Source organism: Microvirga terrestris (assembly GCF_015694425.1).
Taxonomy (GTDB): Bacteria; Pseudomonadota; Alphaproteobacteria; order Rhizobiales; family Beijerinckiaceae; genus Microvirga; species Microvirga terrestris.
The window spans coordinates 39,705-52,495 of record NZ_JADQDN010000001.1; the positions used below are offsets into that span (position 1 = coordinate 39,705).

The following is a 12,791-nucleotide window of genomic DNA, read 5'->3' on the forward strand; positions in this document are numbered from 1 at the left end:
GAGGTCCGAGAAAAAATGCACGTCCCCTGCATCCATAGAGGATTCCGGCGGGTATGCGCAACGCCGGTCGCTCATGGCCGGCGCTTTCAGCCTGAGGATCATCTCATGAAGTTCATACCCTTGGCCGCGGCTCTCATCGGGTCATCCCTCGTCGCCGGTACGGCGCATGCGCAGAGCGTCGCTGCCCTCGTTGGGGACGATACGATTGTCATCGTGGATGTGGCGGGAAAGAAGGTCGAGCGGTCGATGAAGGTCTCGGGCCTCTCCGGCGCGCTGGTCGGCATCGACGTGCGTCCGGCCGACGGCATGCTCTATGGCGTTGCCAGTGATGGAACGGTGGTGACGATCGACCCAGTGACAGGCAAGGCGACCATGAAGTCCAAGCTCGACACCATGCTCGCACCCGGCACCATGGCGACTGTCGATTTCAACCCGGTGGCGGACCGGCTGCGGATCATCGGCTCTGACGGCATGAACCTTCGCGCCAATGTGGACGACGGCAAGGTCACGAAGGACGGCCCGCTGAAATTCGCCGACACCGACATGCACAAGGGCAAGATGCCCAAGGTGGTCGCCGGCGCCTATACCAATTCCATGAAGGGCGTGAAGGAAACGACGCTGTACGACATCGAGGCGAGCGGCATTCTCGTCAAGCAGGCGCCTCCCAACGATGGCGTGCTGAACTCGATTGGCATGCTGGGCATGGAAGCCGGAACTTTGGCCTTCGACATTGTGACTGCCGATGCCATGAGCGAAGGCTGGCTCATGAGCGGCAAGTCGCTCTACAAGGTCGATCTGGCAACCGGAAAGGCCTCGGAAGTCGGGATGATTGCAGGCGTGGATGGGACCGTGCGCGACATCGCGGCGATGCCCAAGGCCATGTAATCCATGAGCGGCGCGCCAATGATTTGGCGCGCCATCCCGCTCAGGCGCAGCTGCGGCCCATGGCGTTGAGACCCTCGTCCAACAAGTCGGCGAGGTTCGGGATACCGATGAGCCAGTCGGCGGTCGAGGCGGAGCTCGCTTCCTCGCGCTCCCGGGCGAGACGCACCGCAGCGCCCCATTCCTCGGGCTCCATGTCGCCGCGGCCGATATAGACCAGGGCAATCAGGTCGGCGCGCTCGTCGTCGTTGAGGCCGGCGATCACATCCCGCACTTCCTCCTCGGTTGCGTCGTCGGGCGAGGCGGTCAGCGCGTCTATGCTGCCGTCATCGATGGGATTCGAGCCCGAATCCGGATCGGTGACGCCTTCCTTCACATCGATGGCCCTAGCCCGGAGAATGAGTTCGCAAACCTTGTCGAGCGCGATATCCATAGAAATCCTCTTCGAAGTCCTCTCGGGGGAGCCCTTTGGGACAGTCGTTTCGTCAGTTAGGTTTCGTCACTTGGCTGACAGGGAAACCCGGAAGAGGGGATTCGGTTCAGCCGAGGTGCGTGTTGGCGTCTGATGGGCTCTGCGCGTAAGGTGGACCGGGCTGGGGATATGACATGCGCCGATCGATCGTCTTCTGGCTGGTGGGGCTGCTCCTCGCCGCCGTTCCCGTTCAAGAATCCCAGGGGCAGTCTGCCCGCCGGGCCGATCCGTTCCAACTGGCGCCGCAGCGCCCGGGACAGACCGACGTGTACATCCTGTCCTTCGGCCTCTGGGGCCCGCAAAGCGTGTTCGAGAGCGAGGCCAAGGGCGCGGCCCGCATTCTGGAGGCGCAGCTCGGCGCGAAGGGCCGCTCCATCGTCCGGTTCAACACCAAGCGTCGGGCCGGCGCCACGCCCGAAACCCTTGTGGCTGCGGCCGAAGCCGCAGGCCGGACGCTCGATCCCGCCGAGGATATCGTGGTGCTCGTCCTCACCTCCCACGGAGCCCCGGAGGGCATCGGCCTCGTGGCCGGCCGCGATACCCGCCTCGTCACGCCCGGTGACGTGAGGGCCTTGCTCGAGACAACCAAGGCGCAGCACCGGGTGCTGATCGTCTCTGCCTGCTATTCGGGCGTCTTCGCCCGTGAGTTGGCCGATGCGCAGACCCTCGTGATCACGGCGGCTGCGGCCGACAAGCCGTCCTTCGGCTGCCAGGACGGGGCGACCTGGACCTATTTCGGGGATGCCTTCTTCAACAAGGCGCTCAGGGGCAACGCGCGCCTGGATGCGGCCTTTGAGAGCGCGCGCGGCCTCGTCACCCAGCGGGAGAAGCGGGAAGGCTTCGATCCGTCCAACCCGCAAATCGCCGGCGGCTCTCAGGTTCTCGAAAGATTGAACGAAACCTGCCGGATCAACCTCGCGCGGCAAGCATGCTGAGGCGCGCAACCCAGCGCTCGAGCCGCCGCCTGTTGACGCCGAAATCCGAGCGGCCGATCTGGCTGCGGGAATACAGGGCCAGGGTCGATGTATCCTCGCCCCGGTCGAAGACCTGCACGACCACGGTGTCGGGAAAACGCATGAATCGTGTGCGCACGAGGTAGCGATCCTGCTCCTCGCCTCTGTCGACAAGACTCGTACCAGGCTCCGCCAGGGCTATCTCGGACACGATGCTGCGGAGGCGGGCGCCGGGCACGGGAAAGACCGGCGGCTCGAGGTCAGGCTGCGCCCCTGGGCAGTTGTCGGCTGAGCAGATCAGGGCATCGTTCGGCGTCGCGCGGCGCCTCAGGGTGGCGAATTCCACGGGCCCGAGATCGGGCGAGCCGAACAGGCCCTGCCACGACCGCTCGAGCCCCGTTTCCCAACCGCGCCACAGGCCGTAACCGAGACCGACGCTCACAAGTCCGATTGCCACAGCCTTCTTCCGCATGTTCTGCCCGTTCCCAATCGGCCGCTTGACAGCCCGGCTGAGAAGCATAGGGCAGGGCGCGCCTCCCTCCTAGCCATTCCCCGGAAGTCCGATGAGCCCGCACACCGCCCCCATCCTGATGCTGATTGCCTCGAACGTCTTCATGACCTTCGCTTGGTATGGCCATCTGAAATTCAAGACATCGCCCCTGTGGATCGCCGTGATGGCGAGCTGGGGCATCGCCTTCGTCGAATACTGGTTCGCCGTGCCGGCCAACAGGATCGGCTCCGCCGTTTACTCGGCGGCCGAGTTGAAGACCATGCAGGAGGTGATCACCCTGGTGGTCTTTGCAGCGTTCTCGGTGCTCTACCTGAAAGAGCCGCTCGGTTGGAACCACCTAATCGGCTTCTGCCTCATTGCCGGTGGGGCCGCCTTCATCTTCCAGGGGCGGTGAGCGGACCCGTCAGGTCGCGGGCTTCATGCGCAGGATGCGGCCGTTGCGGGAATCGGTCAGCAGATAGACGAAGCCGTCCGGCCCCTGGCGCACGTCGCGGATGCGCTCACCGAGCTGCTGCAGCATGCGCTCCTCGCTCGTGACCCGGTTACCGTTGGTTTCCAGGCGCGAGACCAGCTTGCCGGCGAGCGCGCCGACCAGGATGCTGCCGCGCCACGCCGGGAACTTGTCACCGGTGTAAAACGCCATGCCGGACGGGGCGATGGAGGGATCCCAATAATAGACCGGCTGCTCTAGGCCTTCCTTCTTCGTGCCCTCGCCGAGCTTCGCACCCGAATAATCGACACCGTAGGAGATGACCGGCCAGCCGTAGTTCTTGCCCTTCTGCGGGATGTTCACTTCGTCGCCGCCGCGGGCGCCATGCTCCACGGTCCAGAGTTCACCTGTCGTCGGATGAAGCGCCGCCGATTGCAGGTTGCGGTGGCCGAGCGACCAGATCTCCGGCCGGGTGTCCTCGCGATTCAAGTAAGGATTGCCGGGGGCTGCGCCCCCTTCCGGCTTGATGCGGACGATCTTGCCGAGGTGGTTGGCGGGGTTCTGCGCTTGGTCGCGCAGATCGAAGCGGTCGCCGAGGGTTACGAAGAGATTGCCCTCGCGGTCGAAGACCAGGCGCGAGCCCCAATGGTTCGGTCCCGTATGGCTCGGCTCCTGCCGGAAGATGATGGTTAGTGATTCCAGCGCCTTGCCGTTGTCGCTGAGGCGGGCCCGGGCCACGCTCGTGCCGGCCCGGCCCTCGCCGCGATCCTCGGCAAAGCTCAGGTAGACGAGCCGGTTCTGGGCGAAGTTGGGATCGAGCGCCACGTCGAGAAGTCCGGCCTGTCCGCGCACGGCGATCCGCGGGAGGCCCTCAATCGGTTCGGAGAGGGTGCCGTTGGCATCGACGATGCGCAAGCGTCCGGCGCGTTCGGTGACCAGCATGTGGTTGTCGGGAAGGAAGGCCAAGCCCCAGGGGTTCTGGAGATCGCGGGCGACCGTTTCGACGATCACCTCGACCTTGTCGGTGCGGAAGCGCTGGGTGTCCTGGGCCAAGGCGGGGGAAAGGGCGCCGAGCGTCAGGGCGCAGGCCAGGGCAACACGAAGCTTAAGCATACATCTCTCCGTCGATCCGATGCCGGAGAGCTAGACTCTTGCGGCAGGGCGTCAACCGTGCCGACGTTCACTCAAGCGTTATCGGGGAGAATAGACGTGGATGGTTCTCGTGTCCTGGGCGGAGAGCGTCTGAGTGGTCGCCATGACGGAGAGCGTCGCCAAGCCCATCAGCATGATCAGGGCTAGGGAGCAGCGGCTTTCCTGGCGCCGGTCGAGACGCTGAACCCGGGACGAAACGTGGCAGGTGTTTCTGGCTCTGAAGGTCTTCATCGGTTCTTCCCCTAGCAACCGAACGATGATTACGGGAGGAAAACTTCTTTGATTCAAGAAAGTTCCGAGGTGCGGCGAAAGTGCTGCTTGCGGAGTCTTGGCTAAGTCTTTGTTAACCAATTATTAACTATTATGGCAAGCCATCAGGCTGTCCCCGACGCACAACGATGGACTTAAGCGGAGCGTTCCGTTGGGCCATGAAACACGGCTTCGATGTTGTGGCCATCAGGATCGAAGGCGAAAGCCGCGTAATAGCTTGGATGGTAGGAGCGCTCTCCCGGCCCGCCATTGTCCCGCCCGCCGTGGGCAAGCGCCGCTGCGTGAAAGGCATGAACGCTCTCGCGGTCCTTCGCCTGAAACGCCAGGTGAACCCGCGACACGGGGCCGTCGGCTTGATCGACCCAAAGCTCGTCACAGGCGAAATGCTCCGGGCTCTCGGACGTGAAGTCATGCCCGACTGCCTGAAGAACCGCGCGATAGAAACGCCGGCTCGCTTCGAGGTTGGAGACGCGCAGATGGATGTGATCGATGAGGCGGCCTTGGTGCTGCATGCGAACTAACCTTCGATTGACTTACCATTTCCACGTCATCACCGGCCTTGTGCCGGTGATCCCGATTGGATGAAGCGCTGAGTCTCACAGGATCGGGATGGCCGGGACAAGCCCGGCCATGACGAAGAGGGAGTCATCTCCGACGAGCGTAGCGAGGGAAGGGGATCCATAGCGCTAAGCGTACAGTTGGATTCCCTTCTCCTCCGCTGACGCGTCCTCCGGCAATGACACCGAACATTCTCACTCAGCCTTGATGCCCGCTGCCTTGATGATCTCGGCCCAGGTCTGGATCTCCTTCTCGAGATACGGCCTGAAGGCATCCGGGTTTCGGACGTTCAGGGTGAATCCGAGCTTGGTGATGCGCTCCTTCACGTCGGGCTTGTTGAGGATCGCGATGATCGTGCCGGACAGCCTGTCGAGGATGGGCTTGGGCGTGTTCACCGGGGCGAAGAAGGCGGCCCAGGATTCCGCGTCGGCATTGGTGATGCCCTGCTCGCGCAGGGTCGGCACATCGGGCGCCTGCGGGTTGCGCTGCGGGCTGGCAATGCCGATGGCCCGCATCTGACCGGCCTGGAACTGGGAGAGCACGCTCGGCAGGGTCGAGTTCGACACGTCGATGCGCCCCGCCATGAGCTCCGTCACCAGGGGAGCCGCGCCCCGGAAGGGCACATGGGTCATCTTCGTGCTCGTGCGGGTCATGAAGAGTTCGGTGGCGAGATGCGAGCCGGAGCCCACGCCCGTCGAGCCGTAATTCAGCTTGCCCGGATCCTTCCTGGCGAGTTCCACCAGCTCCGGGATCGTCTTCACGGGCAGGTCGTTCTTGACCACGAACACGTGCTCGAAAGCGCCTGCGCCGGCGAGCGGCGCGAAATCCTTCACGGCGTCGTAGCCCGGCTCTTTGAGCAGGAACATGTTGTTGCCGTGGGTCTGGTTGTTGCCGAACACGATGGTGTAGCCGTCGGGCTCAACCTTGGCGACCGACCGGGTGCCGACCGCCCCGGAGGCGCCGGCGAGGTTCTCGACCAGCACGTTCTGGCCGAGCGACTTGCCCATCTCCTCGGCGACGATGCGGGCAATGACGTCGGTGGGGCCGCCGGCCGGGTAGGGAACCACCATCCTGATGACGCGGGTCGGGAAGTCCTGAGCGGAGGCGGCAGAAGCCAAGAGGGTCGCGCCGGCGAAAAGACCGAGGGCAAGGCGGCGGGTGACGGATGTGGTCATCGGAAAAGGCGTCTCCTCAAAATCCCGTCTGGCGGGGCTGTTTTGCTTGCTTGGGCGGCTTGACCGCTTTACGGTCCGCCGCCGTCACGGTCCCTTTCTAACGCCCCCCTCGGAGGATTCCCATGGGCTTTTTGTCTGACGCCCTTTCCCGCATCAAGCCGTCTGCCACCATCGTCATCACGCAGAAAGCGCGGGATCTGAAAGCCCAGGGGCGGGACGTGATCAGCCTCTCCGTCGGCGAGCCGGATTTCGACACGCCCGACAACATCAAGGAAGCGGCCATCGCGGCGATCCGCCGGGGTGAGACAAAGTACACGCCCGTCTCCGGCATCGTGCCGCTTCGCGAGGCGATCTCGCGCAAGTTCAAGCGCGAGAACGGCCTCGACTACAAGCCCTCGCAGACCATCGTATCCACCGGCGGCAAGCACGTGATCTACAACGCGCTGCTCGCCACGTTGAATCCGGGCGACGAGGTCATCATCCCGGCGCCGTATTGGGTGTCGTATCCTGAAATGGTGGTGCTGTGCGGCGGCAAGCCCGTGTTCGTGGATTGCACCATGGAGCACAGCTTCAAGCTCCAGCCCGAGCCCCTCGAGCGCGCCATCACGCCGAAGACCAAGTGGATCATCCTCAACTCGCCGTCGAACCCGACAGGCGCCGCCTATTCGCGCGCCGAGATGAAGGCGATCACCGACGTGCTGATGCGCCATCCGCATGTGTGGGTGCTCACCGACGACATGTACGAGCACCTGACCTACGGCGATTTCGAGTTCGTCACGCCGGCGCAGGTCGAGCCGAACCTCTATGAGCGCACGCTCACCATGAACGGCGTGTCGAAGGCCTATGCCATGACCGGCTGGCGCATCGGCTATGCCGGCGGTCCGCAGCACCTCATCAACGCCATGGATTTCGTGCAGGGCCAGCAGACCTCCGGCACCAGCGCGATCTCGCAATGGGCTGCCGTCGAGGCTCTCGATGGTCCGCAGGACCACCTGCCGCGCTTCAGGAAGGCTTTCGAGGAGCGCCGCGATCTCGTGGTCTCCATGCTCAACCAGTCGAAATACCTGAAGTGCCCGATGCCGGAAGGCGCGTTCTACGTCTACCCGTCCTGCGCGGAAGCCATCGGCAAGACCGCGCCGTCGGGCAAGGTTCTGGCGACGGACGAGGACTTCGTGTCCGAGTTGCTGGAAGCGGAAGGCGTCGCCGCCGTGCACGGCTCGTCCTTCGGGCTCGGCCCCAACTTCCGCATCTCCTATGCGACGTCCAATGCCGCGCTGGAGGATGCCTGCAACCGCATCCAGCGCTTCTGCGGGTCTCTTCGCTGATGACCCTGCCGCGGACCTTTCATCCCGATCCCGCGGCAGAGCCCTATAGGGCCAATCCCGCCTCCACGCACCGCGTGAAGTTCGACGCCCGCGTCGACTTCACCAATGGCGGCTACGTGGAGGCGAAGGATTTCCTGCTCGACATCGAGGACGACAGCATCGCGCTTGAACGCTTGGCCGAGATGGTCGTCTCGGCCATGAACCTGTTGCGCGCAGGCCCCGTGACGATCACGGCCATGCGCGTGGTGCGGCGGGGTGAACATCAGGACGCGTAGTCCACCGCCCAGAATTGACGCCTCTCTGTCGGAACGCTGCTTCCCCTGCGCCGTTGATCGCTAAGCTTGTCCAAGCTCAGGAGATCACCATGCGTCGTGCCGCTCTCTCCGCTGCCGCTCTCACCCTTATTGCGTCTCTCGGTGTCACGGAAGCCCAAGCTCAGAATCGGGGGCGGGTCGGGGTCCTGTCCTGCGCTGTGTCGGGCGGGATCGGGCTCATCGTCACGTCGCAGAAGACCACGCTCTGCACTTTCAACCCGCGGCGCGGACCGAACGAGGCCTATGCGGGCGTGATCCGCCGGTTCGGGCTCGATATCGGGGCAACGCAACGCGGCATCCTCACTTGGGCCGTGTTCTCCCGAGGCAGCGTCGCACCCGGCTCGCTCGCCGGCAGCTATGTCGGCGGTGCTGCGGAGGCGACGGTGGGCCCCGGCGTCGGTGCGAATGTCTTGGTCGGTGGCTCGAACCGCAGCATCTCCCTTCAACCTCTCTCCATCAGCGGCCAGACTGGCTTCAACTTCGCCCTCGGCGTCGCCGATTTTGAACTGCGTCAGGCGCGCTAGTCAGGGTTGAGATTCGTCAGGACGGCCGAGCGCAAGCTAGGCCGTTTTTGCTTTGTCACCATCCGCAAAACCCTCTTGCCATTCCGCAGCGACAGGCAGAGCATCGGGGTAACGCGTCCGTGAAGAGCGCGCCAACAGCGGGGGCAGGGAGGATGACATCCTATGGCACCCAACGGCAGACTAGCGGCGGGCCCGCGATGCATCGCGATCGTCGGCCCGTTTCAGAGCGGCAAGACCACGCTTCTTGAGGCCATCCTGGAGCGGACCGGAACCATCTCGCGGGCCGGTCGCGTGGCAACCAAGGACAGCGTGGGGGATGCGAGTGCCGAGGCCCGCGCCCACGCCATGAGCATCGAGCCCAATGTGGCCAGCGTGAATTTTCTCGGCGAGAACCTGACCTTCGTCGATTGCCCCGGTTCCACCGAATTCCTGCACGAGATGCGCAACATCACGCCGGTCTGCGACGCGGCGGTCGTCGTGTGCGAGGCGGATGAGCGCAAGATCCCGGCGCTCGAAATCATCCTGCGCGAACTCGAGGAAGCCGACATTCCGCGCTTCCTGTTCATCAACAAGATCGATACCGCCACGCAGCGCGTTCGCGAGACGCTCGCAATCCTGCAGGAAGCCTCCCGCACGCCTTTGCTCCTGCGCCAGATCCCGCTCTGGAAAGACGGGATCGCAATCGGCTTCATCGACCTGGCCCTGGAACGCGCCTTCATCTATCGCGAACATGCGCCGAGCGAAGTCGTCGATCTTCCCGAGGGCGAGCTGCCGCGCGAGAAGGAAGCGCGCTTCGCCATGCTGGAGCGGCTGGCCGATTACGACGACGAGCTGATGGAGGAGCTGATCTCGGAGATCGAGCCGCCGCGCGACCAGATCTTCGACGATCTGTCGAAGGAGCTGAGGGAACGGCACGTGGTGCCGGCGCTCATCGGCTCGGCCGAGCGCGGCAACGGCATCACCCGGTTGCTCAAGGCCTTGCGTCACGAGGCTCCGACCCTGACGGAGACCCGGGCGCGTCTCGGCATTGCCGAAGATGGGCCGCCTCTGGCGCAGGCCATGAAGACCCTGCACCAGGGGCAGGGCGGCAAGCTCACCTTGGCCCGCGTCATGCGTGGCACCTTCCATGAGGGCGACACCGTGGTGGGCTCCCGCGGCGGCGAGGCGCGGATCGGCAGCCTGCTGACGCTGGTGGGCAACACCACGACCCGCAAAGCGGAGGCCGTCGCCGGCGACACGGTCGGTTTCGGCCGGTTGGAAAACATCGCAACGGGCGACAGCTTTGCGGCCGGCAAGGCGAGGCCCGAGGCTGTCCTGTCGATAGCGCCGCCCGAGCCGGTTTATGCGATGGCTCTCAAGGTCAAGGACCGCAAGGATGACGTGCGCCTCTCAAGCGCCCTTGCCAAGATCACCGAGGAGGATCCGTCACTCGTGGTTGAGACCCGCCCGGAGATGGGCGAGATCCGGCTTCACGGGCAAGGCGAGATGCATCTGCGGGTGGCGGTCGAAAAGCTCGCCTCGCGCTTCCAGGTGGGCGTCGAGACCGCCAAGCCCAAGGTAGCCTATTGCGAGACGATCAAACTGCCGGCGGCAGCTCGTGGGCGTCACCGCAAGCAGACCGGCGGCCATGGCCAGTTCGGCGACGTGATGATCGAGATCAAGCCGCTGCCGCGCGGGGAGGGCTTTGCCTTCCAAGACCATATCACGGGCGGCGTGGTGCCGCGCCAGTACATCCCCTCGGTCGAGACCGGCGTTCGGGATGCGCTCAAATGCGGGCCTCTCGGCTTTCCCGTGGTGGATCTCGCCGTATCGCTGACGGACGGCTCCTACCATACGGTCGATTCCTCGGACGCTGCCTTCCAGGCCGCCGCCAAGCTGGCCCTGGCGGAAGCCCTGCCGAAGGCCAAGCCTGTGCTGCTGGAGCCGGTATTGTCGGTGGAGATCACGATCCCGTCCGAGGCGCTGTCCAAGGCGACGGCCCTCGTGACCGGCCGGCGCGGGCAGATCCTCGGCTATGATGAGCGGCCCGGCTGGAATGGGTGGCAGGTGCTGAGCGCGACGATCCCGGAATCTGAGATCGGCGATCTGATCGTCGAGCTGCGCTCCGCGACGGCTGGGGTCGGAACCTTCTCGACCCGGTTCGATCACATGGCCGAGCTCAGCGGCCGCCCGGCCGACATGGTGCTGCAGAAGACCCATTGAGCTCTCTCGACCTGGACGGTCCCTCAGGATCGTTCAGGTCTAAACTATTCCATCGACAAACGGGCTCTTCCGCGCCAAGTTAAGCTCAGCGCATCGTGCGGAAAAGTGGATACCGGTTTTCCGCGCCCAACGATGCGCCACCAATAATGGGCATCGTCTAGATCCCAAAAGTGGTTTCCACTTTTGGGTCCGATGCCTGGGAGACGCCATCTCCCATGAAGCAAACCTCGCCAAAAAGCGGAGGATGACGATGAACGCCACAAATCCGGCGCCTGCCACGGCAGGCGCTCAGGACCTTTCTGCAACGCGCCCTTGGCTCAAGTCTTATCCGGCGAGTGTCCCGCCCACGATCGATGAGGCCAGAATCGGCACGCTCAACGACATCTTCCGAGATGCCCTCGCCAAGTACCCGAACCGGCCGGCCGCCGAGAGCTTCGGCAAACGCGTGACCTATGCCCAATTGGGGCGCGACGCCGATGCGGTGGCCTCCTGGCTCCAGGGGCAGGGGCTGAAGAAGGGTGACCGGGTCGCCATCATGCTGCCCAATGTCATGGCCTTTCCGGCGATCCTGTTCGGGATCCTCATGGCCGGCGGTACGGTGGTGAACGTCAACCCGCTCTACACCCCGCGCGAGCTGACCTATCAGCTCAACGATTCCGGCGCCCGTTTCCTGTTCGTGCTCGAGAACTTCGGCGCGACAGTCGAGGAATCCCTGCCGGAGATCAAGCTTGATCGGGTCGTGCTTGTGACGCCGGGCGATCTGCTCGGCCTGAAAGGCGCGATCATCAATCTCGTTTCCCGACGCGTGAAGAAGGCCGTGAAGCCGTTCAGCCTGCCGCAGGCCGTGACCTTCAAGGCTGTCATGGCTGAGGGAGCGCGCAAGAAGCCGCAGCCGGTCAGCGTGTCGCCGGAGGATATCGCCTTCCTGCAGTACACGGGCGGCACGACCGGCGTTGCGAAGGGGGCCACGCTGCTCCACCGCAACGTGGTGGCCAACGTGATGCAATGCGAGGCCTGGATGCTGCCGTTCTTCGGGACGCGCGAGGACCATCTCATGGTCACCGCGCTGCCGCTCTACCACATCTTCGCCCTCACGGTCTGCGGGCTCCTGATGACGAAGATCGGCGGCTGCCAGCTGCTGATCGCCAATCCGCGCGACATCCCTGGCTTCGTCAAGACGCTGCAGAAGAGCCGCATCACGCTGATGTCCGGCCTCAACACCCTCTACAATGCCCTGGCCCATGCGCCGGGGATCGAGAAGGTGGATTTCTCCCAGATGGTCTTTGCCGTCTCGGGCGGCATGGCCACCCAGGAAACCGTGGCCAAGAAATGGAAGGAGATCACCGGGCAGCCCATCGTCGAAGGATACGGTCTCTCGGAAACGTCGCCGGTCGTCTGCGCCAATCGCCTCGACATCGAAGAGTTCACCGGCACGATCGGCTATCCCCTGCCGTCGACGGATGTGACCGTGCGCGGCAGCGACGGCACCATCCTGCCAGACGGGGAGCGGGGAGAACTGTGCGTCAAAGGTCCGCAGGTGATGGCTGGCTACTGGCAAAGGCCTGACGAGACTGCGAAGGTCATGACACAGGATGGCTGGTTCCGCACCGGAGACGTGGCCATCATCCTACCCGACGGTCAAATCAAGATCGTGGACCGCATGAAGGACATGGTCCTTGTCTCCGGCTTCAACGTCTATCCGAACGAGGTCGAGGATGTGCTGGCCAAGCATCCGGGTGTGATGGAATCGGCGGTCATCGGCCTGCCGGACGAGCACTCGGGTGAGGCGGTGGTGGCTTATGTGGTCCGCAAGGATCCGAACCTGACCGCCGATGAACTGCGCCAGTTTTGCCGCGAGGCGCTGACCGGCTACAAGGTGCCCCGCCGGATCGAGTTCCGCGAAACCCTTCCGAAGACCAATGTAGGCAAGGTCCTGCGCCGTGCGTTGAAGGAGGAGGCGGAGCAGTCCCACGTCCGTTGGAGCTGACTCCAACCGAGCACAAAAAGAAAAAAGCCGGGCCAA

At 64.2% G+C, this 12,791-nt stretch carries 14 protein-coding genes; 8 read left to right on the forward strand and 6 right to left on the reverse strand.

The annotated features are described in order from the left end of the window. The first annotated feature begins 105 nt into the window (after window positions 1-105). Complete coding sequence (locus tag I2H36_RS00240) at window positions 106-885, forward strand: DUF4394 domain-containing protein (protein ID WP_196261891.1); 780 nt, start codon at window positions 106-108, stop codon at window positions 883-885. A 40-nt stretch (window positions 886-925) separates the two neighbouring features. Here the strand turns inward: I2H36_RS00240 and I2H36_RS00245 are convergent, their stop codons facing one another. Beyond that, on the reverse strand, window positions 926-1,315 hold the full coding sequence (locus I2H36_RS00245) for a DUF3775 domain-containing protein (protein WP_196261892.1): 390 nt from the start codon (window positions 1,313-1,315) through the stop codon (window positions 926-928). Window positions 1,316-1,488: 173 nt separating this feature from the next. Between I2H36_RS00245 and I2H36_RS00250 the strand changes: the two genes are divergently transcribed. Beyond that, complete coding sequence (locus I2H36_RS00250; RefSeq protein ID WP_196261893.1) at window positions 1,489-2,289, forward strand: C13 family peptidase; 801 nt, start codon at window positions 1,489-1,491, stop codon at window positions 2,287-2,289. Here I2H36_RS00250 and I2H36_RS00255 read toward each other — a convergent pair. Beyond that, window positions 2,264-2,779 (reverse strand): DUF1499 domain-containing protein, encoded by a 516-nt coding sequence (locus I2H36_RS00255; protein WP_196261894.1) that lies wholly within the window; start codon window positions 2,777-2,779, stop codon window positions 2,264-2,266. The two genes, I2H36_RS00250 and I2H36_RS00255, sit on opposite strands and share 26 nt — an antisense overlap. A gap of 91 nt (window positions 2,780-2,870) precedes the next feature. Here I2H36_RS00255 and I2H36_RS00260 point away from each other — a divergent pair, with 91 nt between their 5' ends. Beyond that, window positions 2,871-3,212, forward strand: a complete 342-nt coding sequence (locus I2H36_RS00260) for a DMT family protein (RefSeq protein WP_196261895.1) — start codon at window positions 2,871-2,873, stop codon at window positions 3,210-3,212. Window positions 3,213-3,221: 9 nt separating this feature from the next. Here I2H36_RS00260 and I2H36_RS00265 read toward each other — a convergent pair whose 3' ends face one another. From I2H36_RS00265 to I2H36_RS00280, 4 genes are all read right to left on the reverse strand, one after another. Further along, on the reverse strand, window positions 3,222-4,361 hold the full coding sequence (locus I2H36_RS00265) for a PQQ-dependent sugar dehydrogenase (protein ID WP_196261896.1): 1,140 nt from the start codon (window positions 4,359-4,361) through the stop codon (window positions 3,222-3,224). 78 nt (window positions 4,362-4,439) lie between these two features. Further along, window positions 4,440-4,631 carry a hypothetical protein gene (locus I2H36_RS00270; RefSeq protein ID WP_196261897.1) on the reverse strand — a complete coding sequence of 64 codons (192 nt, stop codon included), beginning with the start codon at window positions 4,629-4,631 and terminating at the stop codon, window positions 4,440-4,442. 173 nt (window positions 4,632-4,804) lie between these two features. Further along, a complete protein-coding gene (locus I2H36_RS00275; protein WP_196261898.1) occupies window positions 4,805-5,182 on the reverse strand; it encodes a VOC family protein in 378 nt (125 codons plus the stop codon). Between the two features lie 240 nt (window positions 5,183-5,422). Further along, window positions 5,423-6,403: a Bug family tripartite tricarboxylate transporter substrate binding protein gene (locus I2H36_RS00280; RefSeq protein WP_196261899.1), complete on the reverse strand. Its 981-nt coding sequence runs from the start codon at window positions 6,401-6,403 to the stop codon at window positions 5,423-5,425. Between the two features lie 122 nt (window positions 6,404-6,525). Between I2H36_RS00280 and I2H36_RS00285 the strand changes: the two genes are divergently transcribed. From I2H36_RS00285 to I2H36_RS00305, 5 genes are all read left to right on the forward strand, one after another. After that, a complete protein-coding gene (locus I2H36_RS00285) occupies window positions 6,526-7,728 on the forward strand; it encodes a pyridoxal phosphate-dependent aminotransferase (protein ID WP_196261900.1) in 1,203 nt (400 codons plus the stop codon). Continuing rightward, on the forward strand, window positions 7,728-8,003 hold the full coding sequence (locus I2H36_RS00290; RefSeq protein WP_196261901.1) for a cyclase: 276 nt from the start codon (window positions 7,728-7,730) through the stop codon (window positions 8,001-8,003). The genes I2H36_RS00285 and I2H36_RS00290 overlap by 1 nt, the downstream gene beginning before the upstream one ends. 89 nt (window positions 8,004-8,092) lie before the next feature. Continuing rightward, window positions 8,093-8,566 (forward strand): DUF992 domain-containing protein, encoded by a 474-nt coding sequence (locus I2H36_RS00295; protein ID WP_196261902.1) that lies wholly within the window; start codon window positions 8,093-8,095, stop codon window positions 8,564-8,566. A gap of 162 nt (window positions 8,567-8,728) precedes the next feature. Next, window positions 8,729-10,768, forward strand: coding sequence for an elongation factor G (locus I2H36_RS00300; RefSeq protein WP_196261903.1), 2,040 nt, complete (start codon window positions 8,729-8,731; stop codon window positions 10,766-10,768). 250 nt (window positions 10,769-11,018) lie between these two features. Continuing rightward, entirely contained in the window at window positions 11,019-12,755 is a 1,737-nt protein-coding gene (locus I2H36_RS00305; protein ID WP_196261904.1) for an AMP-binding protein, read from the forward strand. Window positions 12,756-12,791: the final 36 nt, after the last annotated feature.